The organism is Streptomyces sp. NPDC057136 (assembly GCF_042670885.1).
Classification (GTDB): domain Bacteria; phylum Actinomycetota; class Actinomycetes; order Streptomycetales; family Streptomycetaceae; genus Streptomyces.
Genome location: NZ_JBHUUV010000031.1, coordinates 42,988 through 67,718, shown reverse-complemented (window position 1 = coordinate 67,718; position 24,731 = coordinate 42,988). Strand labels below are relative to the sequence as shown.

Sequence of the window (24,731 nt, the reverse complement as noted above, 5' to 3'; positions counted from 1 at the left end):
GCACGGCCCACTGCTCCGGACAGCACGGAATCAGCCATTCCATTCGCAGAGTGACCACTGAAACCGCATAGCGGGGGTGAGCATGACGGCGATTCCAGGACCGCTGCAGAGCATGGTCTTCAGGAACGCGGATCTTCCGGCGCTCTTTCACCACACGGACGCCATCGCCATCGCACGCCAGCGGGAGGCCGTGAACACCACCCGCGGCCAGCTGATCCTGCTGGTGCTGGGATCCGTACCGGCCGCCCTGCCCTGGCACTGGGACACCGGCGGCTCCCTGCGGCTCAGCGCCCTCATAGCCGTACTCGCCTATCTCGGCGTTCTCGTGACGACGTTCTTCGCGTCCCGGCGCAAAGCGAAGTCGCACTGGCAGCTGAATCGTTCGGCGGCCGAGTTCATCAAATCGATGTGCTGGCGCTTTGCCGTGCACGGTTCGCCTTTCGAATCCGCTACGCAGCACCCGGAAGCGGTCTTCGCCAACCGTCTCGAAGAGGGACTGCAGGAACTCCGGAAAGTCGGCTGGATCGATCCCAGGGATCAACTGGCCGATTCCGGTGGGCTCATCACGGATTCGATGCGCGCGTTACGGGACAAGGCGTTCACCGTACGTAAGGAGACATACGTACGCGACCGCCTGATCGAACAGCGCGGCTGGTACCGCAGACGCCAGGAGACCTCCCGGCGGGGCACCACGGTCTGGTCTGTCACCATCGCCGCGCTCACCGCGCTCGCCCTGCTCTTCACCCTGCTCCAGACCTTCGGGCTCGCCCGGTCCTTCGCGCTGCCGGGGGTGCTCTCCGCCGCGGCGGCCGCCTGTCTGGCGTGGAACGAGATGCGCCGGCACCACCCGCTGATCTCCGCCCACTCCCTCGTGGAGAAGGATCTGGAGTCGATGCAGATCGCGATGGAGACCACGCTCACCGAGCGGCAGTGGCCGGTCGCCGTCTTCGAGACCGAACGGATCGTCTCCCCCCAGCACACCGACTGGCTTGCCCGCCACCAGATGTGAGGAGTCATCAGCTGCGCCGGACGCCCTCGCGCCAGATCACGGTGACCGGCAGTCCGCGGTCGCGGGCGTACGTCACGATGTCGCCCGTGCCGCCGAGACCCCGGGCCGGCAGGCCGTCCCACACCGCGAGCAGCCGGTCGCAGTTCTCCGCGATGTAGACGCCCGCCGCGTAGTACGCCTCATCCGTGGAGTGCGGGAAGTCCAGCACGACCTCACGGGTCGCGCGCTCCTTCAGCGTCCGGTAGCCGGCGAGTTCGTCGGCGTCGGCGAAGCACGCCTCGTAGTCCCCGCTGGGGATCACCACGGTGAGCTGCGCGCCGCGGGCGAGCGCGAGGTCCGCGAAGAGCTGGTCCGCCCCGGCGGCCAGACTGGAGAGGGCTTCCACGGAACCGTCCAGAGCGCCGAGCACCGCCCGCAGCCCCTCCAGCACCTGCTCGTACGCTTCCTGGGGAATGGTGCGGTGGCCGGTCACTCCGATGCGTTTCACGGACCTGGAACCCCCTGGGGTGGGTGGCTGGCTGCGGTCGGGCGCCCTGACATCCTCTCAAAAGCCGCGTGACGTACAAGAGCCCCTGCCCGGACATCCGGGCAGGGGCTCATCGTCGAAGGTCTGTGATCTCGGGCCGTCAGTAAACGCTGACGCCGTACGCGCTCAGTGCTTCGGTGACCGGCTGGAAGAACGTCGTACCGCCGGACGAGCAGTTGCCGCTGCCGCCGGAGGTGAGACCGATCGCCCTCGTACCCGAGTAGAGGGGACCACCGGAGTCGCCCGGTTCGGCGCACACATTTGTGCGGATCATGCCGTAGACGATGTCCCCGCCGCCGTAGTTGACGGTGGCGTTGAGACCGGTGACGGACCCGCTGTGGGTACCGGTGGTGGAACCGCGGCGGGTGACGGACATCCCGACCGTCGCGTTGGCCGCACTGGTGATGTCCTGGCTGCCGACGGTGCCCGACTTGGTGACGGTGGTGTTGGTGTAGCGCACAATGCCGTAGTCATTGGTCGGGAAGCTGGATCCCGAGGTGGTGCCCAGGGTGGTGGTGTGCGCGGAGTTCGACCACCAGGTGCCCGCGCCGTCGGTGCAGTGACCGGCGGTCAGGAAGTAGTAGGTGGTGCCGCTCCGTACGTTGAAGCCGAGGGAGCAGCGCCAGCTGGAGGCGTAGATCGCGTCGCCGCCGGAGATCAGCTTGCTGAACGTGCCCGGGGTGCGCTCGATCCGCAGGGCGCCCGCGTTGCCCCCGGCGGTGTCCTTGATCTTCTTGATCTCCGCCTGCGAGACCGTGCTGTCCACGGTGACGACAAGGCTCTTGGTGGCCGGATCGATGTTCCAGGCGGTACCCGCCACATCGGCGTCGAGCACGGCATCGCTCGCCGCGCTGAGCTGGTTGGCGCTGAACGTCGCGGCGGAGTCGGCGTTGGCGGACGGTACGGCGAGAGCGGCGACGGCGACGAGGCCGGCCGAGACGGCGATGAGCCTGCTCCGTCTCGCAATGCCACTGAGGGGGATGGTGCGCTTGATCCTCACTTTTCGTTCCTCCCGAGGGGAATCGGGGGCCCTGCCTGTGGGGTGGCGGGACCCGTGAGGCGCAGTCAGCGAGACGTCCGTATACCGGATGTGTTCGCACTCCGGACGCTCCGTGCCTCTGACAAGCGCTGTTCGGGAGTATTCGGTGCGCACAACTCGCCGCGCAAGGGCGTGTTTCGGCCGCCCGCGGGCGGGCGCGCGAACAGCCCCGGCAGCTCATCCGCTGCCGGGGCCGGGCGACTGTGTCCACCGTCCGTGTGACGGTGGGACGGGTCAGGCGTCGATACGGTTCCGCTCACCCGCCGCGACGGGGACGGGAAGGGTGTTGCCGGGCGGCGGGAAGGGGCAGATGAAGTGGTCGGCGAAGGCGCAGGGCGGCAGCAGCGCGCGGTTGAAATCGACGGTCACGCTGCCGTCCGCGGCCGGCGGCGCGGGCCGCAGGAAACGGAAGCGATAGCTGCTGCTTCCGCTGGTCGCGTCGGCGAAGACGGCCCAGAGCGAACCGTCGGGTTCGACCGCGACCTGGAGCGTGCGCTCGGCGCCGTCCACCTCGAAGGTGATCTCCCCACCGAGCCCCAGACCCCGTTCGATCCCGTCGGCGTTCTCGACCCGGATCGTGCGGTCGGCCGGGTACGGGCGGAAGGTGCCGGGCAGCACCCAGCCCGCGTCGTACGGGGTGGCGTCGATGGTCCGGAACGCCTGCCGGGTGGCGGACCCGGGGTCGAAGTCCCGTACCGCCCAGAGCCCCTCACGGCTCAGCACGACCAGTCGGCGCGCGCCGTGCGTCACCCGGGCCTCGTCGATCGGCCCGCGGTCGGCAGTGAGCCTGATCTCGCCGGTCAGCGGCTTGCCGTCGACGCTCAGACCGTCCTCGGGCGTGGCCGTGAGCAGCACTCCTTCGCCGTCTTCCCGCCACTGCCCCGGGGCGGCCGGAATTCGACCGTCCGGGTAGTCGGAGAGCCAGTGGGTGCCGGTCAGGGACAGCGGACCGTACGGTGCCGCGACCTTGACGATGCGCTCTTCGTGCCAGCTCTGCCAGTCCTGCCGGTCCTGCTGTTCGTCCGTGCTCATGGGTCAACCCTTCCATACCGGCTCGGCCAGGCCGAGGTGCGACCGCAGCGTGGAGCCGGTGTACTCGGAGCGGAAGACCCCGCGTTCCCGGAGCAGCGGCACGACCCTGTCGACGAAGTCGTCGAGGCCGCCCGGGGTGAGATGCGGTACGAGGATGAATCCGTCGGCCGCGTCGGCGGCGACGAACTCCGCGAGGCCCGCCGCGACGGTCTCCGGTGAGCCGATGAAGGACTGCCGGGCGGTCGTCTCGATGACGGTCTGCCGGATGGAGAGCCCCTTGGCCTCCGACAGCGCGCGCCACTTGGCGGCGACCTCGAGGGGGTCGCCGACCCTGACCCGGCCCTGGACCAGCGCGGAGTCGGGGTCCGGGTCGGTCGCGGGGAGCGGCCCGTCGGGATCGTACGAGGAGAGGTCGCGGCCCCAGACCTGTTCCAGGGCGAGGATGGCGTTCTGCGGGGAGACCTGGAGGCGGCGGATGTCGTCGGCGTTGCGCTGGGCCTCCGCGTCCGTGTCACCGAGGACGAAGCTGACGCCGGGCATGATCTTCAGGTCCTCGGGCCTGCGTCCGTAGGCCGCCAGCCGTCCCTTGACGTCCGCGTAGAAGGCGCGGCCTGCCTCCAGTGTGCCGTGCCGGGTGAAGATGACATCGGCGGCGGAGGCGGCGAACTCGCGGCCTTCGGCGGAGTCCCCGGCCTGGATGACGACGGGGTGCCCCTGGGGAGCGCGGGGGACGGTGAACTCCCCCGCGATGTCGAAGTGCGTTCCGCTGTGCGTCACCGGCCGGGAGACCCCGTCCGGCGTCCAGGAATCCCACAACTCCCGTGCCGTGGACACAAATTCGGCGGCCCGGGTGTATCGGTCGGCCCGGTCGAGGTAGCCGCCGCGCCGGAAGTTCTCTCCGGTGAAGGCGTCGGAGGAGGTGACCACGTTCCAGGCGGCCCGCCCGCCGCTGAGGTGGTCGAGCGAGGCGAGCCGGCGCGCCAGTTCGTACGGTTCGTTGAAGGTGGCGTTGACCGTGGCGGCGAGGCCGAGCCGGTCGGTGACGGCGGCGAGTGCGTTCAGCACGGTGAGGGATTCGGGCCTGCCGACCACGTCCAGGTCGTGGATCAGGCCGTTGTGCTCGCGCAGCCTGAGCCCTTCGGCGAGGAAGAAGAAGTCGAACGTGCCGCGTTCGGCGGTCCTGGCCAGGTGTTCGAAGGAGGAGAAGTCGATCTGGCTCCCCGAGCGGGGGTCGGCCCAGACCGTGGTGTTGTTGACGCCCGGGAAGTGGGCGGCCAGATGCATCTGCTTCGGCGTGCTCATGCCCCCTCCCCTGTCCGCGCGAGGGCGTAACGGCTGGCCGGGCGGGCCAGGCCGAGGTGTTCGCGGAGCGTGCCCCCGGGATAGAAGGTGCGGAACAGGCTGCGGTGCTGGAGGAGGGCCACGGTGCCGTTGACGATCCTTTCGAGGTCGCGTTCGGGTGCGATGGGCGTGAGGTGGAAGCCGTCCACGGCTCCGCCCCGGTGCCACCGGGTGATGAGTTCGGCGAGGTCCACCGGGCCGCCCCGGTAGTAGGAGCCGCCTCCGGCGAGCGGCGGTCCGCTGAGGAGACCCGGTGCGGGCGTGGTCTCGGCGTCCCCCAGGTCGACGGTGAGCGCGACCAGGACCCGCAGGGTGTCGGGGTCACGGCCGTGCGCGGCGGCCCGTCGGCGTACATCTGTACGGATCGCGGCGGCCTGCTCGGGTGTGGTGGCTCGCGCGTACACGACATCGGCGTGGCGGGCGGCCGGTTCGCGGGCCGGGCCGCTCGTGCCGTCGATGACGGTGACGGGCCGGCCCTGGGGCGGCCTGGGCACGATGGCCGGGCCGCGGACCGAGAAGGTGCGGCCCTCGAAGTCGGTGTAGTGCAGCTTGTCCCGGTCGACGAACCGTCCCGTCGCGACGTCCCGGATCTCGGCGTCGTCCTCCCAGCTGTCCCACAGCCGGGCCCCGGCGTCGGCGACCTCGCCCGCCTCCTGCCAGAGCTCGGTGGCGGGCGCGGCGGGGCGCCGGCCGAACAGCCTGGCCTCGGCCTCGGTCGTGGACACGTCGGCGTTCCAGCCGGCCCGGCCCCGGCTGACCCAGTCGAGGGTGGCCACGGCGGACGAGACGTGGAAGGGCTCGGTGTGGGTGGTGGTGACGGTCGGCACGAGGCCGATCCGGTCGGTGGCGGGCGCGATCCGGGAGAGCACGGCGAGCGCGTCGAGTCCGGGGCGGGCGAAGGAGTCGCCGAGCGTGACGAAGTCGAGTGCGCCCTGTTCGGCGAGGTGGGCGAGCGCGATGTAGTGGTCGGCGTCGTAGCGGGGCGGGCCGCCGATCTCGGCGGCCAGGTGAAGGGGCCTGCTGGCAGACATGCGGGACCTCTCGGGTCAGTTCTCGGTCTTGGGGAGGCCGGGCGGGTTGATCTCCGACTTCTCGACGGCCTCGTTGGACAGACCCCAGCGCTTCAGCACCTCGGCGTACGAACCGTCCTGCACGATGTGGTCGATCGCGGCGGCGTAGGCCTCGACCAGACCGCTGTCCTTCTTCGTGGTGGCGGCGATCTTCCCCTGGATCCCGTCACCGCCGCCGGACAGCGTGCCGACGATCTCGGACTGGCCGGCCGAGGCCACGTGGTAGTTGGCCGAGGGGCTCGGACCGAGATAGGCGTCGATCCGGCCGGACTGGAGGGCCAGGTAGTAGTCGGTGTCCTTCTGGAAGTACTTGATCTCCACCGGCTTGCGTCCGGCCTTGACGTTCTGCTCGCTCCAGTCGACGAGGATCTTCTCCTGGTTGGTGCCCGAGGAGACGGCGATCGACTTCCCCGCCACGTCCGCGGGGGCCTTCACCTTCCAGCCGGAACCCTTCTTGGCCTCGAAGGCGATGTTGTCGAGCCGGTAGGTCGCGAAGTCGTACTTCTCCTTGCGTTCCTCGGTGACGGTGACGTTCGAGAGGACGGCGTCGAACTTGGAGCTGTCGAGGCCGACGAAGAGGTTCTCCCAGGAGACCTCGTCGAACTCCGGCTTCAGACCGAGCGTGTCGGCGATCAGGGTCGCTATGTCGATCTCGGAGCCGATCCGGGTCTTGTCGTCGGTGGCGTAGAAACCGAGTGGTGGCGATGCGTCGGCGCTCCCACCCAGCCGGAGCGTGCCGCGCTTGCGGATCGCTTCTGGCACCTTGGCGGCGATGGCGGCGTCCTTCTCGCCCCGGATCCGGTTCTGGTCGGGGCCGATATTGATCCCGGTGCCCTTCTGACCCTTCGGCTTGACCTCCTCGGCGGCGTCGCTCGTACCGCAGGCGGTGAGCAGCCCGGCGGCGGCGAGGGTGGCGAGCGTGGCGACGAGGGCGTGGCGGCGGACGGACACGGACGTACTCCTTGAGTGCGGGAACTGTGGGATCACGGTTCAGAGGACCTTGGAGAGGAAGGCGCGGGTGCGCTCCTGGACGGGGCGGTCGAGTACATCGGCGGGCGTGCCCTGCTCGACGATCCGTCCCTCGTCCATGAAGACGACGGTGTCGGCGACCTCGCGGGCGAAGCCGATCTCATGCGTGACGACGATCATCGTGGTGCCCTGATGCGCCAAGTCCTTGATGACGTCGAGGACTTCGCCGACCAGCTCGGGGTCGAGTGCCGAGGTCGGCTCGTCGAAGAGCAGCAGTTTCGGTTCGAGGGCCAGCGCGCGGGCGATGGCGACGCGCTGCTGCTGTCCTCCGGAGAGCTGTTTGGGGTACGTCCCCGACTTGTCGGCGAGGCCGACCCGGGCGAGGAGTTTCTCCGCGGCGGCGACGGCCTCCTTGCGGGGGCGGCGCAGCGCGGCGACCGGCGCCTCGATGATGTTCTCCAGGACCGTGAGGTGCGGGAAGAGGTTGAAGTTCTGGAAGACGAAACCGATCCGGGTGCGCTGGCGCAGGACCTCCCGCTCACGGAGCTCGTACAGCTTGTTGCCGTCCCTGCGGTAGCCGATCAGGGTGCCGTCGACGCTGATCCAGCCCTGGTCGACCTTCTCCAGGTGGTTGATGGTGCGCAGCAGGGTGGATTTCCCCGAGCCGGAGGGGCCGAGCACGACGGTCACCTCCCCGGGGCGTACGGAGAGGTCGATGCCGCGCAGCACTTCGAGGGTGCCGAAGCTCTTGTGCACGGACCGGACTTCGACCATGGCATCCGGGATTTCGGTGGTGCTGGTGCTCATCGCACGGCCCCCTTGGCGTAGTGACGTTCGACGTAGTACTGGAGGACGGAGAGCACGGTGGTCAGGAGGATGTACCAGACCGTGGCGACCATCAGCAGGGGCACGACCCTGCCGTTGCGTCCGTAGACGACCTGGACCTGGTAGAAGAGTTCGCCGATCGCCATCACGGAGACGATCGAGGTGCCCTTGAAGAGGGACACGATCTCGTTGGCGGCGTTCGGCAGGATGGAGCGCATCGCCTGCGGCAGCACGATCCGCCGCAGCTGCCGCAGCCGGGGAATCCCGAGGGCGGCCGCCGCCTCCAACTGGCCGCTGTCCACAGCGAGTACACCGCCCCGGACGATCTCCGCCGCGTACGCCGCCTGGTGCAGCGCCAGTCCGAGTACGGCCGCGCTCATCGCACCGACCAGGTTCATCGTGTCGAAGGAGAAGAAGCCCGGCCCGAAGGGGATGCCGAACTGCAGCTCCTTGTACAGGTAGGCGAGGTTGAACCAGAACAGCAGCTGGACGATGAGGGGAATGGAGCGGAACGCCCAGATGTACGCGTAGGCGACGGACCTGAGGAACGGGCTGGCCGACAGCCGCATGAAGGCGAGCACGATGCCGAGCGCGAAGCCGAGCACGGTGCCGTAGAAGGTCAGTTGCAGGGTGACCCAGACGGCTTTGAGGATGGTCTCGGTGGTGAAGAACCGGGCGAAGACGTCCCATTCCCAGCCGGGATTGGTGACGAGACCGTGCAGGAACTGGGCGAGCAGCACGGCAGTTGCCGCGACGGCGGCCCAGCGCCAGGGGTGGCGCACCGGGACGACAGTCAGCTTCGCGTATTCCTCGACGGCGGCAGCCGGGTCCACATAGGTCTCTTTGTCGATGGGTGGATCAATGGCTGGATCGATCGGTGGATCGCTGGTGAGCGACATGAAGGTTCCTTTGGCGACTTGTATATGAGAAGGGGGAGCCGCGGATCAGGCGCTGAGGCGGCCGCGACAGGAGAGGTCGCGCAGGAACGTCAGCACGGTGCGTGCGGTGGCGTCGTTCTGCCCGAAGGCCGGACCGCCGGTGCGCGGCCGGGTGAATGCCCCGCTGGAACGCGCCGTGGTGTTCGGCCCGAGAGCGAAGCGGCGAGGGTGCGGGCGGCCGTCCCGGTCCAGAATCCGGCCGTCGCCCGGGTCGACGGAGAGCAGCCCCGTGGCTGTGGCGGCGGCCCCGTCCTCGTACAGCCCGCGGAGCAGGCGGCTGCGGGTGTGCTGGAGCGAAGGGTCGGGGAGCCTGGCCTCGACCAGGGCCCTGGCCTCGATCCGCTCGCCGGGCACCGTGGCGCTGCCGGCGCGGAAGATCCCCTGTTCCTCGTCGGCCTCGACGGTGACCGAGGCGCCGAGGAAGCGGACGACTCCGGCCCGGGAGAGGGCGAGGAGCTGACGCAGCCGGGGCCCAGGCGGACCGGAGGCGAGGTAGCTGAAGTAGCCGTGCCACCAGGTGCCGATGTCACCGAGCCGGATCAGCTGCCCGTAGACGGAGAGCAGTCCGAGGAAGACGGCGAGATCAGGGCTGTGGCCGGGGTCGTGGCGGCGTTCGAGATCGGCGGTGATGTAGCCGCGCAGCCCCTCCTGGAATGTGTCGTACGAGGTGTGGCGCACGCCGTCCAGCGGGTGGTCGAGCGCCGTAAGGTCGAGCCGGTCGGCGGGGCCGGGCACGGCGGCGGAGACCAGGGCGGCCAGTTCGGGGCTGCCGGGGTCCGAGGCGTCGTACTTCTCCTCGAAGGCGGCCCACTCGACGGCGGTGCGCTCGGGATGGGCGGTGAACAGCCGGTGGTAGTGGGCGTGGCCGAGCTCCTTCTCGACGAGCGGCCACACATCGCGCCGGAAGTCGAGCGGCCCGGGCCTCGCCAATAGTTCCTCGGCCTGGGCGGGGCCGAAGTAGCGTGGCAGGACCGGCCGTTCGCCCTCCCAGACGTAGCCGATCTTGGAGTGGTACGGGACCCCGCGCCGCGATCCGACGTGCAGCACGGGCTCCCGGCCGGAGGGAAGGTAGACGCCGTTCTCGTACCGGCCGCCGCGCCCCTCGGTGAGCAGCACCATCAGATCGATGAAGGCGAGACCGAAGCCGCGGACGATGACGGGTTCGCCCGCGGACAGGGCGGAGAGGTCGCTGTCGGCGGTGAAGTCCGGCGGCAGATGGACCAGTCCGTGCCGGTCGGCGAAGACCGTCAACTCCTGCTGTCCGGCGTCCGGTTCGGCATCGAGGTGCCCGATGGTGAGGACGACGAGGTCGGCGAGCAGGGGTTCGGTGCGCCCTTCCAGCCAGACACGCTGGCGGCCGCCGCGCGGGCCTGTGACGCGCAGGGCGTGACCACGGTGCTCGTGCACGGTGATGCCCGGCGGGAGTGCGGCCACGGACTGTTCGTACACCCAGCGCAGATAGGCGCTCTGCAGCCGGCGGCTGGGAAAGTCCTGGCCGCCGAGCCCCTTGATCTCTTCGAGGATCTCGGGTGCCGTGTCGACGGTGGTACGCCCGTCACGGACGTCCGCCGCCCAGGTGTGCAAGGCGGGTCCCGGCCGTACGGGGCCCTCCTGCCGCACCGTGTCGTCGGTGAACATGGTGACGTCCTCGGCCATGGAGTTCATCCGCAGCAGCGGGGACTGGTCCTGCCGCCAGATCCGGCCGCCGCCCGGCGGGTGCGGGTCGACGAGGTGGATGTCGAGGCGCCGGTCCCCGTACAGGTCTCCGGCGTTGGCGGCGATGCGCTCGATGACACCGGTGCCGCGCGGTCCGCCGCCTATGACGACGAGGGTGGGTGCGGCGCTCATCGGGTGCCTGCCGTGCCGCGTGCGTAGTGCCGTTCGATGTAGTGCTGCCCGATGCTGAGGAGCGAGGTGACGGCGACGTACCAGAGGGTGGCGACAAGCAGCAGCGGGATGACCTGGTAGGTGCGATGGTAGACGAGCTGCACCGAGTAGAGCAGGTCCTGCACGGCGATGATGCTGACGATCGAGGTGCCCTTGAGCGTGCCGATCAGCATGTTCCCGGCGGGCGGGACGATGGAGCGCATCGCCTGCGGCAGCACGATCCGGCGGAGCCGGCGCCAGGGTCCGAGGCCGAGCGAATGGGCGGCCTCCAGCTGGCCACGCTCGACGGAGAGGATGCCGCCGCGGACGACTTCGGCGGCGTACGCGGCCTCGTGCAGCGTGAGCCCGATGACGGCGACGGTGACGGGGCCGAGCAGGTTCACCGTGCTGACGCCGAGGATCTGTGGGTACAGCGAACCGATGTTGAACCAGAAGAGCAGCTGGACCAGGATCGGCGTGGACCTGAACAGCCAGACGTACCCCCAACTGACTGCCTGGAGCACACGGTTGGCGGAGAGTCTGAGCACGGCGAGGACGGTGCCGAGAGCGAAGCCGAGCACCATGACGAGCGCCGTGAGCCACAGCGTGAGGCCGAGTCCGCGCAGGACGGCTGCGGTCGTGAAGTAGGCGCCGACGACCTCCCACTGGAAGGCGTCGTTGCGGACGACGGAGCTCAGCGCCAGGGCGAGGAGGATCAGTACGGCAACAGCCGCTGCCCACTGTCCCGTTCGGCGCACCGGGACGATCCGCAGGGCAGGGGTGTCGGCGTCCTTGCCAAGTGGGCGGGGCACGGCGGGCGGTGGGGAAGGGAGGGTATCCGGCTGCGCAGACATGCGAAGGCTCCGTGGATGCAGAGATCGAACACGGGACGTGCCTTCACAGCAAAGAATCACAACGTGGACCGGGCCCCTCAGCGCCGGTCCACTTCCGAGACAAGCGCTGTACGTGGCCTGTTGTCAAGCTTGTCCACACTGTGAGTCGTACGTCTCGGCTCAGTTGACGTGCACACAGATGCCTGTTCCACTGGGGCCATGTATGCGCAGCAATGGCTGGTCACCCGCTCCCACATCGACTTCGGTCGCGTGTGGTCCTCTTCCTGTTGAGCTGACCCCTTGCGTTTCCGCTTCACCCGCTCGCGCCCTTTCGCGCTCCTGAGCCTTTCTCCCCGCGTGCCTTCACGTACACGACGTCGCGTCACCCTCCCCTCGCACAGCTGATCTCCCGCCCCGTGCTCCGCGCTGCCCACGCACCGGAACACGGCCGGCTTCCTCGACGAACCTGGAGTCGCACCGCCATGCTCCGAACCCGGCACACCGCTGTCTTCGTCCTGATCACCGTCACCGCGCTCACGCTCACCGCATGCGGATCGGCGGACCCGGCACCGGCCGGTGGCGCACGGCCCGCCGCCGCGGCCCAGGGGAAGATCCCGACGACCGATGTGGTCTCGGCCGTACGGAAGAACGAGGCCGCGGCCAAGCTGCTGCCCCCGGACGTCCGTGCCTCCGGCGCCCTCAGTCTCGCCTCCAGTGTCGGCACTCCGCCGGGGGCCTTCTACCTGGAGGACGGCAGGACACCGGCCGGCGCCGACATCGACTTCGCGGACGCCGTGGCCAAGGCGCTCGGAGTGAAGCTGAAGCGCGAGGTCGCGTCCTTCGACGCGATCCTGCCCGCGCTCGGCAGCGGAAAGTACGACGTGGGCACAGGGAACTTCGGGGTCACCGACGAGCGTCGCAGGACCATCGACTTCGTGACGTACATCAATGACGGCCAGGGCTTCGCGGTCCGCGAGGACAGCCCGCTGAAGAAGGTCACCGACCTCACCCGGCTCTGCGGCCTGACCGTGGCCACCGGAGCCGGCACCACCTTCGAGGTCACCCTGGAGGAGAACAAACACCGGTGCGCCGACGCGGGCAAGAAGCCGTACGACGTGCGGACGTACGCCGACCAGGCCGCCCTCTGGATCTCGCTCCAGCAGGGCCGCAGCGATGTCGTGATGTCCACGATCAACGGGCTGCGCTACGCGGTGACGCAGCAGGAGGGACTGCGTTTCCTCAACGAGTTCAAGCGGCTCGACGTCGGCTTCGCCTTCAAGAAGGGCACCCCGCTGGCGCCCGCGTTCCAGGCCGCCGTCAACAGCATCAAGGCGGACGGCACCTACGACCGCATCCTGAAGAAGTGGGGCACCACCGATTCGGCGATCGAGACCTCGCAGATCTCGCCGCCCGAGCTCAGGTGACCGCCACCGGCCGGCTCAGCAGTCGCAGTCGCAGCAGCCGCCCTCGCCGTCACCACCGCAACTGCTGCAGCAGTTGCACACGTCGCAGCAGGAGCCGCAGTCGCACTGGCTGCAGAGGCCTCCGCGCTCCTCGCGGCTCCACGGGCCCTGGTACGTCCCGCAGCACATCTGGCCGGTGCAGGCGAGGCCCGTCCACACCAGACAGCCTGCGATGAGCCCGCGCCGGTCGCGCGGCGGCCGGGGCGGCGGCGGGGAGGGCGGACCGTACGGCCCGCCGGGCGTCGGGGTGTACGGGGAGCCCGGCGGCGGCCCGAACGCTCCGGCCGGTCGTCCGTCCGGCTGCTGACGATCCGTCCGCTGCCCGCCGTCCAGCAGCACGGCCCCTGGGAAGGCGTCACCGAGGTGCTCGCCGCCCTGAGCCTGGGTCTGCTGGTGCGAGCAGGCGGCCGAGCCGAACGCCCGGTCCACCGAGCGCCGCAGTTCGTGTACGAGCAGGACGTGCGCCAGCTTGCTGTCGGTGAACTCCGCGTCGCCCATCGCCAGCCGTACGCCGTGCAGCGCGTCGTCGCACAGGCGCCGCGCCTCGGCGAGCGAGGTGCCGGTCGCGGTGAGCGGGTTCCAGGCACCCGACGCGGCGTCAGCTTCTCTGTCCTCCACGGCATCCAGCAGATGCGCGAGCCGCCCGAAGAGCCGGCCGGCCTCGGCGAGCGGCGCCGCGTTCTGCGGCTTGCCCGCGAGTACGGCGGTGTACGCGAAGGCCGCGGCGGTCGCCGTCTCGGTGGGCTCGGTGACCGTCAGCAGCGGGGTTCCAAGGCCGGCGAGCGACTCGATCCCGGTCTGCCGGTCCACCGCGTCGACCAGCACCGCCGTATCGAAGCCGAGCTCGGCTCCCGTGCGCGCCCCGGCCCGGTCCCAGCCCGCGGCGACCCGGCGCGCCGCCGCCGCGACCGGGCGCCGCGCCAACAGGCCGTCCCGGTCGGCCACGTGGTCGCGTACCTTCGCCGAGGCCAGGACGAGCGAGACGGCGGCGGCGAGCCGTGCCCCCTCGCCGCGGGCGACCGGCGCGGTGCGCATGGAGCGCAGCGGACAGGGCCCTGCGGTGCGGCGCTGCCCGGACTCGCGTTTCGTCTGAGCCTCCGTCAGGACCGAGACGATCAGGCCGTCATAGTTCGTGACAATCCGGGCGAACTGCCCGTGGTCCGAGCGCAGCGCGAGGCAGAGTCCGCAGAGATGAGCCATCCACTCCGTCTTCAGCCGCTCCGACAGGCGGTGCGTGCAGGGCCTGACGATTCCGAACACGACGGTCCCCCCGGTAGTCGTTCATGGACTGCGCCGGGCTCGTGCACCTGCGCGGCGTGCATCTTATCGAGTGATCCGTTCACCCGTACGCCTCCATGTCACCCGTACGGCCCGGAGCTCATATTTTCCTACTGCCAGCTGCCTTATGCAGGAGGAATCTTGACGAACCGCCACATCTTCTGCACCAGTACCGTCACGAATCCCCTGCGCGTCGACTATCTACTTGGCGCGGCATCCGCATCATGGACGACCATAGGGATACGAAAGAGATGCGGAACGCCAAGGAACCGCGGTGAGAGGAGGCGTCCATGGGATCGGTGCGCAAGGCGAGTGCCTGGCTGGGCCTCGTAGAGGACAACGACGAGCGGTACTACGACGACGAGTACTCCGAGGGTGCAGAGACCGGTACGGGCCAGGCGTGGGTGACCGACCCGCGTGTGCAGGTGGCCTCCGAGACGGCCGAGGAGAAGGGCCGCCGGATCGCGACCATCACCCCGGACAGCTTCCGGGACGCACGGGGCATCGGTGAGCTCTACCGGGACGGCGTCCCGGTGATCGTCAACCTGACGGCCATGGACCCCACCGACGCCAAGCGCGTCGTGGACTTCGCCGCGGGGCTGACCTTCGGACTGCGCGGCGCGATCGAGCGCGTGGCGACCCGGGTCTTCCTGCTGACCCCTGCCGACACCCAGGTAGTCAACGGCGAAGCCGCCGGCCGGCCGGCCGACGGCTTCTTCAACCAGAGCTGAGCAGGGCGCTCGCCGGAATGGTCCGGCCGGAGCCCCGGCTGCTTTACCGGAAGGCATCCAGACCGGTGAGCGCCTTGCCCAGCACCAGCTGGTGCATCTCCACGGTTCCCTCGTAGGTGAGCACCGACTCCAGATTCGTCGCGTGGCGCATCACCGGGTATTCGAGCGAGATCCCGTTGGCGCCGAGGATCGTGCGCGAGGTGCGGCAGATCTCGATGGCCTCGCGCACATTGTTGAGCTTTCCGAAACTGACCTGCTCCGGGCGGAGCGTGCCCGCGTCCATCCGCCGGCCCAGATGGTGGGCGAGCAGGATGCCCTTGTACAGCTCGACGGCCATGTCCGCGAGCTTGGCCTGGGTGAGCTGGAAGCCGCCGATCGGCTTGCCGAACTGCTCCCGGGTCTTCGCGTAGTCGACCGCGGCCTCGAAGCTGGCGCGCGCCGCGCCCATCGCCCCCCAGACGATCCCGTACCGGGCATGGCTGAGGCAGCTGAGCGGGCCCCGCAGACCGGTGACCCCGGGCAGGACCGCGTCCGCGGGCAGCCGTACGCCGTCGAGGACCAGCTCGCTGGTGACGGAGGCCCGCAGCGACCACTTGTGCTTGATCTCGGGTGCGGAGAAGCCCGGGGTGTCGGTCGGCACGACGAATCCGCGGATTCCGGTGCCGGCCGTTCCCTCGTCGGTCTGCGCCCAGACGACGGCTACCCCGGCGACCGAGCCGTTGGTGATCCACATCTTGCGGCCGTCGAGGACCCAGTCCTCGCCGTCGCGCTTGGCGTACGTGCGCATCCCGGCCGGGTCGGAGCCGTGGTCCGGCTCGGTGAGCCCGAAGCAGCCGATGATCTCGCCCGCCGCCATGCCGGGCAGCCACTGCTGCTTCTGTTCCTCGGAGCCGAAGCGGTGGATCGCGTACATGGCGAGGGAACCCTGCACGGAGACCAGGGAGCGGATTCCGGAGTCGGCCGCCTCCAGTTCCAGGCAGGCCAGCCCGTACTGGACGGCGGTGGCGCCCGCGCAGCCGTATCCCTCCATGGACATGCCGAGGGCGCCGAGCGAGCCCAGCTCCCTGGCGAGCTCGCGGATACCGGGCAGCTCACCGTTCTCGTACCACTCGGCGATGTGCGGCAGTACGCGGTCGGCGGCCCAGGCCCGGACGGTGTCACGGATCGCGAGGTCCTCGGGGCCGAGCAGATCGTCGATGCCGATCGGGTCGGCGGGGTCGAACGGCGGAAGCTTCGACGGCTTCGAGGGCGGCGTGGTGGACATGAGGGTGCCTCCGGCGGCTCGCACGGAACGAAAACTAGCAGTGGTAGTTATGACGTCCGTGCCGACATTACGGCTCAGTGTGCCGCTCGTCCAGAGCCGGTCACCTCGGCGGGTTCACGCCGCGACGGCAGCGAAAGCTTCGGCTTGGGACGCTCCTCGACGCTCACTGCCCGGGGCTCGGCGACGTGCTGTTCACGGGGTCGGCAGGACTCCGCCGGCGTGCAGTCCATGACCTTCGGCAGCCGCAGCGCGGCCAGCGCCCCGAGCAGCAGGAGACCGGCACTGACCAGCAGCGTGAGGTGGAGGCCGTTCATGAAGGCGTGCCGGGCGGTGGTCCGCAGCAGGGCGCCCATCGGGCCGCCGAGCTGCCCCGCCACCTGATACGCCTCGCCCAGCGAGTTCGAGGCCGCCGTTCCGGCCTCGGCGGGCACGCCCCGGCTGTGCAGCCCGGACAGACCCGGAGCGTAGGCGGCGTTCATGACGCTGCCGAGCAGCGCGATCCCCATCCCCGCGCCCAGCTGGTAGGACGTCTCACCGATCGCCGCCGCACCGCCCGCCCGCTCGGCGGGGACCTCGCTCAGCATCGATTCGTACGCGCCGAAGAGCGTGGACTGCAGCCCGAAGCCGAGCAGCACGAAACCGACGGTCAGGAGGACGGGCCGGTCGTGCTGCCCCATCAGGGTCAGCAGCAGCACCGCGACCGCAGTCAGCACGAAACCCCAGCCGACCATCCGGCGGGGGCCGACGCGGCGCAGGGTGTACGAGCCGGTGGCGCCCGCCGCCATCGCGGCGAAGGTCAGAGGCAGCAGCCGCAGACCGGTCTCCAGCGGGCTGAGATCCAGGACCAGCTGGAGGTACTGGACGGCGATCAGTTCCAGGCCGACCAGGGCGAGCATGGCGAGGACGATGCAGCCCACCGCGGTGGTGAACGCGGGGCGGGAGAACATCGCTATGTCGATCAAGGGATGCGTACGGCGCTTCTGCCGGCGTACGAAGAGGACGAGCAGCGCGACACCGATCACCAGCGGGGCGAGGGTGGCGACGCTCAGTACGCCCTCGTCGCCGCCCAGCCGCTTCACCCCCAGGACGACGCCGAGCACACCGGCCGCGGCCAGCAGCGCGCCGAGCACGTCCCACGGGCCGTCGTCGGCGCCGCGGGATTCCGGAAGCAGCCGGCGGCCGAGCGGCAGCATGACCGCCATCAGCGGGATGTTGATCAGGAAGACCGAGCCCCACCAGAAGTGCTCGACCAGGAAACCGCCGATCACCGGCCCGGTGGCGGCACCGACCGCGGCGACGGCCGTCCACACCCCGATGGCGAGGGCCCGCTCGCGACGGTCGGGGAAGACCTGGCGGAGGATCGACAGCGTCGCCGGCATGATCATCGCGCCGCCGACGCCGAGCAGGGCACGGGCCGCTATGAGTACGGCGGGGGTGTCCGCCATCGCGGCGAGCGCCGAGGCGACGCCGAAGAGCCCGTAGCCGAACAGCAGGACCCGGCGTCGGCCGATCCGGTCACCGAGCGTGCCGAAGAGAATCAGCAGCGAGGCGCAGACCAACGGGTAGGCGTCCACGATCCAGAGCAGACCCACGGCGCTGGGACGCAGATCCTCGGTGACCGCGGGTACCGCGACATGGAGCACCGTCGCGTCGAGGGCGACGAGAAGGAGACTGAGACAGAGGACGACCAGCACGACCCAGCGGTTGGCGCCGGTGCCTGCTTCACGCAGCCGGTTTCCGGCCGTGGTCGTCCCAGACATGTACGTACCTCCCAGTGAGTCCCTCACGCTCGGCAGACCAACGGGGACCCCGCGTGCGGCATCCCTCAGGCCCGGCATCGATGGGCGAGTGATCCGTCAGCGTACGCGAGTCCGGCGTGGTCAGACGTGGTCCACCTCATACCCCGGTGCGCCACGGAGTGTGGCGTACGCCACGCCGACCCGCCGCACCGGGCCCCTTCCCGGGACCGTGCCGGGAGCCGTGCAGGGGCGTGGGAGCGGTGCAGACAGCGGACTGCGGACACATGGGCAGCACCTCCGGGACACCCTTCGGTCACCTCCCGGACACGCGCCACGAATGGGCCTGAGAATTTCATACAAGATCCGTGCGGCACTATTTCCCCGGCACCCAAACACACTTACGAGGCGGCCGTGGAACCAATTGGACGAAAGGTCATCGGGATTCTCCGTGCCGTTCGGAATTGAGGCCTTGCTGAGACAAAGTCCACATCACATCGTCATCACAAAGCGGCCGGAACGGCCTGCTCTCACACTCACTCGCTGTAACGTCGATTGGGTGCGTACCGACATCTTTGCCCGTCTGGACCGGGAGCCGGAACCGCCGAAGATAGAGATCCCGCGGATGAGTCGCCACCGCATCGCTCTCTTCGGCGGGACTTTGGCGTTCTATCTCGCCATCGTCATCGCCGTGCTGGTCTCGTCCTGGCTGGTGGCCCTCGACTGGAAGGTCATGCTGTTCCGGCCGTACCAGCAGTGGCCCGAACTCCACGCCTTCCTCGACTACTACGTCGTACTGGGGCAGCGAGGCCCGACGGCCGTGATGGTCGCCTGCTGGCTGGGCTGGCGGTCCTGGCGCCAGCACACCCTGCGTCCGCTGCTCACCCTCGGCGCCTCCCTGCTGCTGCTCAACGTGACGGTCGGCGCCGTAAAGATCGGCCTCGGGCGGCTCGGACCGCACTACGCGACACAGATCGGCTCGGCCGAGATGTTCGCGGGCGGCGATATATTTCCTTCGGGACACACCGCCAATGCCGTCGTGACCTGGGGAATCCTCGCCTATCTGGCCACCACGCCGCGGGCCAGGCGCTACCTGTCCGCCGTGTCGGCGACGGTCTCGCTGGGCGTTGGGCTCACCACCGTCTACATCGGGACGCACTGGCTCAGCGATGTCCTGCTGGGCTGGGCGGCGGGCCTGCTGATCATGCTGGGCCTGCCGTGGTTCGAGCCGGTGATCACCCGTGCCGAGGCATGGATCTTCGCGGCGCGCGAGAAGTGGCGCGCACGCAGGCGCCTCGCTCCGCTCGTACCGGTCGCCGTCGGCGGGCCGCAGCCCGTACTGCTCCCCCAGTCGCTCGGCGCCGGGGACGCCGGGGAGCCGAGTCCGTCCCTCGGTACGGCCGGTCACCCGGCGGCGAGCGCCAGGCCGCGCGCGCACCCCGTGCGCTCCGAGCGGACCCCGGTCACGCCGGCCGGCCCCCGCCGCCCGCCGCACGCGGACCGCACCCCTCGGGCCAACACCACGCCGGCCCGGCCCATGGGTGGCAGCTGAACCACCCCCTGAACTGCGGGGACGGTACGCACAGCCTCTCCTCCGCACGCGAAGGCCCCGACTCCGGTCGGGGCCTTCGCTCGTTCGGGTGCGGCTTCCGGGCCGCCCGTTCAGCCCACCCAGCAGCGGGTCACGGCGGACCCGTCGACTTCGAAGTTGATCCGCCCCCTCATGAACTCCATGGTGATGATCGCGCCCGGCGGCAGCGCCCTGACGGTCTTCCAGCCGCGGGCCCTCGCCTGCCTCTCGGCGGCTGCGGCATCGAGGCCGACGTACGACTGCGGGCTGTCGTCCGGCTGTGCGGGAGGGGTCGGTGTAGGTGCCATACCCACCACCGTAGGCGGCCCAGGACCGTGACGGAAGGCGGGAAACCGGGGCTCCGCACTGCATCCCCACATGCCGTACCGGTCACGCTTGTGTCACAGAATCCCCACGCCCGTTTACATCGAACAGCTTCACTCGAACGGGCCGTTCAGAACTACTCAGGGGTTATGCGCGGACAACTGAGAATGATCCGCGCGGCGAGCGCGGCAGAGAATTACCACGGGTCAAATCTCCGGGTGACCTGCTATTTCTCCGCACACGAGGGACTACGGAAACGTCCGCGCCACCTGAAATTCATGCTTCCTTATGTAGGACTTATAATTTCGCATTCCAGCTGCCCGATCCCGTCCCGCTGTCCGGAATCCGCTGCTCCGGACAACCCCGAACCGGGCCGTTCAGCCCAGTGCCCGGGAGAGACGGTCCCTGGCCGTCCTGATCGCGTCCGTGAGCTCCTGGGGTTCCACCACCTCGAAGTCGAAGCCCATGAGCATCACGTGAATCACGAGCACATCCAGGCTCGCCGCCCCCGTACGCAACAGAGAACTGTGCTCGTCGACCGCCTCCAGCACCCCTGCGGACGGCGAGATCCGCTCGGCCGCCCGTTCGAGCGGGACCTTCAGCCGGATGACCGCCCGCACCGCGTACACCGCGGAGGAGACGCCCTTGGAGACGTACGCCGCCAGGTCCTCCGCGGGGGCGGCGCGCGGCTCGAAGCGGGGGCCGTGCGGCGGGGTGAGCGTGATCCGGTCCGCGCGGAACGTACGCCAGTCGGCGCGGTCCACGTCCCAGCCGACCAGATACCAGCGGCGTTCCGTGCACACCAACCGGTGCGGCTCGACCGTCCTGCGCGATGACGAGCCACTGTGGTCGCGGTAGGCGAACCGCAGCCGCTCACTGTCCCGGCAGGCCGCGGCGAGCTCGGTGAGTACGCCGGGGTCGACCGTGGACGTCTCCGGGCCGCGCAGCATGGGCACCGTGAAGGCGCCGAGCGCGCTCACCCGGCGCCGCAGCCGGTTCGGCAGCACCTGTTCGAGCTTGGCGAGCGCCCGGACGGAGGTCTCGCCGATGCCCTCGACGCCATGTCCCGCCGCCGTGCGCAGCCCCACGGCGACCGCCACCGCCTCCTCGTCGTCCAGGAGCAGTGGCGGCAGCTCGGCACCGGCGCCGAGCTGATAGCCACCGCCCGTGCCCGGACTCGCTTGGACCGGATAGCCGAGTTCGCGCAGCTTGTCGACGTCGCGGCGGACGGTACGGGGGGTCACGCCGAGGCGGTCCGCCAGGTCGGCGCCCGACCAGTCCCGGTGGGCCTGCAACAGCGAGAGCAGGCGCAGCAGTCGTGCCGAGGTCTCCAACATGGGGAGAGTCTGCCAGCGGTTGCGGACAACGAGTGTCCGCAACCGCCGACGTGCTCCCCGCGCGACAGGGCGGCCGGGCGGCCGTCAGACGGCGCCGGGCCTCAAGCGGCTTTCCCCTTGCGGATCACATCGGCCGCCTTGTAGCGCAGCGCGTACGCCCCGTCCAGCACGGTGCCGCGGGACCGGTGCAGTACGGTGCGCAGCGCGCTCTGCGAGCGCCCCCGCGCACCCCGTGCGGCCAGCTCGGTGAAGAGGCTCAGGTGGCGTTCCGCGATGGGCGCCGGGTCGAACCGCGCGGAGGAGGCCAGCGCGGCGCGGCCCATGCGGCGGCGCAACTCCTCGTCCTCCATCAGGCCGAGCAGGGCGGCGGAGAGCGCGGCCTTGTCGCCTATCGGCACCAGCCGCCCGTCGGTGCCGTCGTCGATGATCTCGGCCGGGCCGTAGGGGCAGTCGGTGGCCACGACCGGCAGCCCGCAGCGCATCGCCTCGACGATGGTCATACCGAAGGACTCGCGGTCCGAACTCACCGCCGCGATGGACCCCTTGGGCCACTCGGCCTCCATCGGGTGCACCGCACCCATCAGGAACACCTGTTCCTGAAGGCCGAGTTCGCCTATGAGCCGGCGCAGTGCCTCCTGCTCGTTGCCGGTCGCGTCACCGCTGCCGTAGATCCGCAGCCGCCAGTCCGGCCGGACGGCCGCCACCTCCGCGAAGGCCCCGATCAGCAGGTCGTACCGTTTGACCCGGTGCAGCCGGCCCGCCGCGACGACCCATTTCTCGTCGCAGTCCGCGGGCCGGCCGGCCGGCGCCGGGACACTGTTCGCGATGGCCTCGATCCGGACTCCCGGCAGCCGCAGGCGAGTCCGGTAGTCCTCGGCATCGGCCTCCGTCACGGTCGTGACGGCGTCGAGCAGCCCGTAGCGGTGGCCGAGCTCGCGGCGCAGCCGGTACGGGTGGCTGCCGAGCGTCAGGTGCTCCTGCGCGACGCGCACCGGTCCGCGCCTCGCCTGCCGGCTGATGTGGACGTTGAGACCGGGCCGGGTGCCGACGACGACGTCGGCCTCCAGCGACTGCAGATGGTCCGCGATCCGGGCGTCGGTGAGCCTGCTGTACTGCTTGTGCCTGCTGTCCCCGCGCGGGAACACCGTGGCGGGCCTGGCGTGTTCGGGCGCATCGCCGTCGTAGGACGGACTCTTCTTGCGCAGGTCGACGAGATGCCTCAGCCGTACGCCCGCGGGAGCCCCCAGCGCGGGTGCGTCACGGTGCCGGAAGACCGAGACGATCTCGATGTCGTGGTGCTCGGCCAACTGGCCGGCCAGATTGAACGTCGTACGGATCGTTCCCCCGATGCCGTACGCATTGTGGAGCAGAAATGAAATGTGCATTGCGTCGCCGTATCCCCCTGGTCGACTGGTCTGCTGGGAACTGTACTTGTCGTCCGGTCAGCCCACAGAATTCACACAGAAGTTCCACTGCGGGTCACGGACCGGTCACAGCAAGCCGATGACCAGCACTGTTCCCGGAATCAGTCGGTCCGGATCTTTGCCGATCTTCTTCGAGTTGGCGCTGTACAACGCCCGCCAGCCGCCCTCGATCCCGTAGTCGGCGGCGATGGAACTGAGCGTCTCGCCCGCCCTGACCGTATGCACCCGGCCGAGGCTGCGGTACGGAGCGCCGCAGTGCGGCCAGGCACCCCAGCCCTGGGTCCCCAGCACCTCCTCGGCGACCTGGATCTGTTCCTCACGGGTGGCCAGGTCGGCGCGCGGAGCGTGATCCAGGCCACCGTGCTCCTCCCAGGTCGACTGCCGGAACTGGAGCCCGCCGTAGTAGCCGTTGCCCGTATTGGCGTGCCAGTCGCCACCGCTCTCGCAGGCGGCGACACAGTCCCACGGGCCCTCGCTCGCGTCGCAGGCGTATCCACCGGGCCGGAATCCGCCCGGCGGGCCGCTCGCCGGCGCCCCCGGGGAAGGCACCGGGGGCGGTGGAGCGGCCAGCGCGGCCGACGGCGCGAACAGCAGCGTAAGAGAGAGGAGAACCGCCGCCACCGGCACGGACGGGGGTGGAGCTGCGGGCCTGGAGCGCGGTTGCGGCATCGGGTCACGGTAAGCGGCCGGGACCGCGCGGGAACCGGGCCACGCGGCGCACCGGCGAGCCGCACCCGGTCGGCCCCGTGCGTCCCCCCGGCGGCCGTGCGCTCCGGCCGGGGGTCACTACCCGAATTCCGGATAGGCCGACCCCGCCGCGCGCGGAGTTCCGCACTTCGGTGCCCCTTCGCGCGTGACCCAGGCGGTGGGTCTTCCGTTGTCCTTTCATGAGCCGGGAACAGCCCGGCCAACGCACCGAGTTCGAGGAGCCACCCGTGCCGCGCATGCTCGACGTCAGCGAGGACGTACGCGCCGAGATCGGCGATGCCGAAGCCGACCGGCTGCTCGTCGGCGACAGCGCCCCAGGCAATTACGACTGCACCTCCTGCCGGACCCCCGGCGACTCCGAGCAGGAACGCACCAGCACGGTGCTGTTCGTCGGCGAGGAGACCGCCGTGCTCGCGTTCGCCCACGCGACCTGCATCCCCTCGCAGGTCGTCCAGGTGGCGGAGGACCAGCTCCAGGGGGCGGTGCGGTCCATCACCGGCAGCGAGCCGGAGAACCCGGAGGGTCTCATGCCCGAACAGGCTGTCCTCGGCATCACCAGCGGTCTCGTCCTGATCGAGGACGATCTCCGGCCGGCCCTGGTGGTCGAACCGACCGGCCCCATCGCCCGGCCCGGCACCGACGGCAGCGGGGGCGACGAGTTCCTCCAGTTGCTGCTGGAGCAGGGATTCCAGCCCACCCCCGACGTGAGCAGGCTGCCGGCCGTACTTCCCGGCTGGTCGGTGCTCCTCGCCATGGGGCAGCTGCACGCCGTGCTGCAGCCGGGCTCCGGCGGCGGCACCCCCGTCGCCTGGTGGCAGGCCCACCGGCCGCTCCAGGTCACCGAGGGCTGGCGCACCGCGGCCAACAAGGCGCGGAGTGTCCTGGTCTTCGCGGCCCCGGCCGGTTCGATCGGCCAGCAGCCGCGAGAGGATCTGCTCCGCGACGCCCTGGAGAAGGCCGCCGTCAACGGTCTCCTGGTGGCCGCCACGATGCCGCTGGCCGGTACCTGACCGTGCCGGTACGTCCTTCGTACCCCCGCCGAACAGGGATTTCTCCGTCGGGCCCGCATCCGACCGGCGGTGAGGTCGTTGGCACATACGTGCACTCATACGACCCGTCCCGCCAGCACCAGAGTCAGATTCCTGCCATGCGTCCGTCGCAGGACCCATCGGGCGGGAAGTCGCCGACTCCGATCTACGACGCGCTGTACTCCGAGTACCGGCGATCGTTCCGTGCCCTGCCGGGCGACCGGAGCGACGAGGAGAATTTCTCCTACCCGGGCTTCGGCGCCGGGCTGTTCGGCAGCCGGCCCCCGCTGAGCGGCCAGCAGGCCACCGGCGGGCAGACCACGCACCCCGGGAACCTCGGTTCCTGGCAGCGGGTCGGCCGGCACGCGGGACGCGCCCAGCCCGCCGCTCTGCCGCCGGGATCGCGGGAGCACTGACGGT

General features: G+C 70.0%; 23 protein-coding genes. 6 read left to right on the top strand and 17 right to left on the bottom strand.

Annotated features, from left to right (window positions below; all coding sequences use genetic code 11):
- The first annotated feature begins 82 nt into the window (after window positions 1-82).
- Window positions 83-1,009 (top strand): DUF4231 domain-containing protein, encoded by a 927-nt coding sequence (locus ACFT7S_RS29380; protein WP_382737013.1) that lies wholly within the window; start codon window positions 83-85, stop codon window positions 1,007-1,009.
- 7 nt (window positions 1,010-1,016) lie between these two features.
- Here the strand turns inward: ACFT7S_RS29380 and ACFT7S_RS29375 are convergent, their stop codons facing one another.
- The 10 genes from ACFT7S_RS29375 to ACFT7S_RS29330 form a co-directional block, all read right to left on the bottom strand.
- Entirely contained in the window at window positions 1,017-1,496 is a 480-nt protein-coding gene (locus ACFT7S_RS29375; protein WP_382737012.1) for a hypothetical protein, read from the bottom strand.
- Window positions 1,497-1,635: 139 nt separating this feature from the next.
- Complete coding sequence (locus ACFT7S_RS29370; RefSeq protein ID WP_382737011.1) at window positions 1,636-2,535, bottom strand: S1 family peptidase; 900 nt, start codon at window positions 2,533-2,535, stop codon at window positions 1,636-1,638.
- 273 nt (window positions 2,536-2,808) lie between these two features.
- On the bottom strand, window positions 2,809-3,606 hold the full coding sequence (locus tag ACFT7S_RS29365) for a DUF1684 domain-containing protein (protein ID WP_382737009.1): 798 nt from the start codon (window positions 3,604-3,606) through the stop codon (window positions 2,809-2,811).
- A 3-nt stretch (window positions 3,607-3,609) separates the two neighbouring features.
- Window positions 3,610-4,890 (bottom strand): NtaA/DmoA family FMN-dependent monooxygenase, encoded by a 1,281-nt coding sequence (locus ACFT7S_RS29360; protein WP_382737068.1) that lies wholly within the window; start codon window positions 4,888-4,890, stop codon window positions 3,610-3,612.
- A gap of 14 nt (window positions 4,891-4,904) precedes the next feature.
- Window positions 4,905-5,978 carry an LLM class flavin-dependent oxidoreductase gene (locus ACFT7S_RS29355; protein WP_382737007.1) on the bottom strand — a complete coding sequence of 358 codons (1,074 nt, stop codon included), beginning with the start codon at window positions 5,976-5,978 and terminating at the stop codon, window positions 4,905-4,907.
- Window positions 5,979-5,993: 15 nt separating this feature from the next.
- Window positions 5,994-6,968, bottom strand: coding sequence for an ABC transporter substrate-binding protein (locus ACFT7S_RS29350; protein WP_382737005.1), 975 nt, complete (start codon window positions 6,966-6,968; stop codon window positions 5,994-5,996).
- Window positions 6,969-7,007: 39 nt separating this feature from the next.
- Window positions 7,008-7,760, bottom strand: coding sequence for an amino acid ABC transporter ATP-binding protein (locus tag ACFT7S_RS29345; protein WP_382737066.1), 753 nt, complete (start codon window positions 7,758-7,760; stop codon window positions 7,008-7,010).
- Between the two features lie 29 nt (window positions 7,761-7,789).
- Entirely contained in the window at window positions 7,790-8,710 is a 921-nt protein-coding gene (locus ACFT7S_RS29340) for an amino acid ABC transporter permease (protein ID WP_382737003.1), read from the bottom strand.
- A 45-nt stretch (window positions 8,711-8,755) separates the two neighbouring features.
- Window positions 8,756-10,597: an FAD/NAD(P)-binding protein gene (locus ACFT7S_RS29335; RefSeq protein WP_382737001.1), complete on the bottom strand. Its 1,842-nt coding sequence runs from the start codon at window positions 10,595-10,597 to the stop codon at window positions 8,756-8,758.
- The gene (locus ACFT7S_RS29330; RefSeq protein WP_382736999.1) at window positions 10,594-11,469 is read right to left on the bottom strand and encodes an amino acid ABC transporter permease; all 876 of its coding nucleotides are present in this window, start codon (window positions 11,467-11,469) and stop codon (window positions 10,594-10,596) included. The genes ACFT7S_RS29335 and ACFT7S_RS29330 overlap by 4 nt, the downstream gene beginning before the upstream one ends.
- Window positions 11,470-11,930: 461 nt before the next feature.
- Here ACFT7S_RS29330 and ACFT7S_RS29325 point away from each other — a divergent pair, with 461 nt between their 5' ends.
- On the top strand, window positions 11,931-12,872 hold the full coding sequence (locus tag ACFT7S_RS29325) for an ABC transporter substrate-binding protein (RefSeq protein WP_382736998.1): 942 nt from the start codon (window positions 11,931-11,933) through the stop codon (window positions 12,870-12,872).
- 15 nt (window positions 12,873-12,887) lie between these two features.
- Here the strand turns inward: ACFT7S_RS29325 and ACFT7S_RS29320 are convergent, their stop codons facing one another.
- Window positions 12,888-14,171, bottom strand: a complete 1,284-nt coding sequence (locus tag ACFT7S_RS29320) for a DUF5685 family protein (protein ID WP_382736996.1) — start codon at window positions 14,169-14,171, stop codon at window positions 12,888-12,890.
- Between the two features lie 308 nt (window positions 14,172-14,479).
- On the opposite strand from ACFT7S_RS29320, the gene ACFT7S_RS29315 reads away from it, so the two are divergent.
- Window positions 14,480-14,920, top strand: a complete 441-nt coding sequence (locus ACFT7S_RS29315) for a cell division protein SepF (protein WP_382736994.1) — start codon at window positions 14,480-14,482, stop codon at window positions 14,918-14,920.
- 43 nt (window positions 14,921-14,963) lie between these two features.
- Here ACFT7S_RS29315 and ACFT7S_RS29310 read toward each other — a convergent pair whose 3' ends face one another.
- On the bottom strand, window positions 14,964-16,184 hold the full coding sequence (locus ACFT7S_RS29310; RefSeq protein ID WP_382736992.1) for an acyl-CoA dehydrogenase family protein: 1,221 nt from the start codon (window positions 16,182-16,184) through the stop codon (window positions 14,964-14,966).
- A 74-nt stretch (window positions 16,185-16,258) separates the two neighbouring features.
- Window positions 16,259-17,944, bottom strand: a complete 1,686-nt coding sequence (locus ACFT7S_RS29305; protein ID WP_382736990.1) for an MFS transporter — start codon at window positions 17,942-17,944, stop codon at window positions 16,259-16,261.
- Window positions 17,945-18,479: 535 nt separating this feature from the next.
- Here ACFT7S_RS29305 and ACFT7S_RS29300 point away from each other — a divergent pair.
- A complete protein-coding gene (locus tag ACFT7S_RS29300; protein WP_382736988.1) occupies window positions 18,480-19,472 on the top strand; it encodes a phosphatase PAP2 family protein in 993 nt (330 codons plus the stop codon).
- A gap of 110 nt (window positions 19,473-19,582) precedes the next feature.
- Here the strand turns inward: ACFT7S_RS29300 and ACFT7S_RS29295 are convergent, their stop codons facing one another.
- The 4 genes from ACFT7S_RS29295 to ACFT7S_RS29280 form a co-directional block, all read right to left on the bottom strand.
- Window positions 19,583-19,798, bottom strand: a complete 216-nt coding sequence (locus ACFT7S_RS29295) for an I78 family peptidase inhibitor (RefSeq protein ID WP_382736986.1) — start codon at window positions 19,796-19,798, stop codon at window positions 19,583-19,585.
- 393 nt (window positions 19,799-20,191) lie between these two features.
- Entirely contained in the window at window positions 20,192-21,151 is a 960-nt protein-coding gene (locus ACFT7S_RS29290; protein WP_382736984.1) for a helix-turn-helix transcriptional regulator, read from the bottom strand.
- A 101-nt stretch (window positions 21,152-21,252) separates the two neighbouring features.
- On the bottom strand, window positions 21,253-22,536 hold the full coding sequence (locus ACFT7S_RS29285; protein WP_382736982.1) for a glycosyltransferase family 4 protein: 1,284 nt from the start codon (window positions 22,534-22,536) through the stop codon (window positions 21,253-21,255).
- Between the two features lie 105 nt (window positions 22,537-22,641).
- Window positions 22,642-23,244 (bottom strand): transglycosylase family protein, encoded by a 603-nt coding sequence (locus ACFT7S_RS29280; RefSeq protein WP_382736981.1) that lies wholly within the window; start codon window positions 23,242-23,244, stop codon window positions 22,642-22,644.
- A gap of 266 nt (window positions 23,245-23,510) precedes the next feature.
- Between ACFT7S_RS29280 and ACFT7S_RS29275 the strand changes: the two genes are divergently transcribed.
- Both ACFT7S_RS29275 and ACFT7S_RS29270 read left to right on the top strand, forming a co-directional pair.
- Entirely contained in the window at window positions 23,511-24,293 is a 783-nt protein-coding gene (locus tag ACFT7S_RS29275) for a hypothetical protein (RefSeq protein ID WP_382736979.1), read from the top strand.
- 137 nt (window positions 24,294-24,430) lie between these two features.
- Complete coding sequence (locus ACFT7S_RS29270) at window positions 24,431-24,727, top strand: hypothetical protein (RefSeq protein WP_382736977.1); 297 nt, start codon at window positions 24,431-24,433, stop codon at window positions 24,725-24,727.
- The last annotated feature ends 4 nt before the right edge of the window (window positions 24,728-24,731 follow it).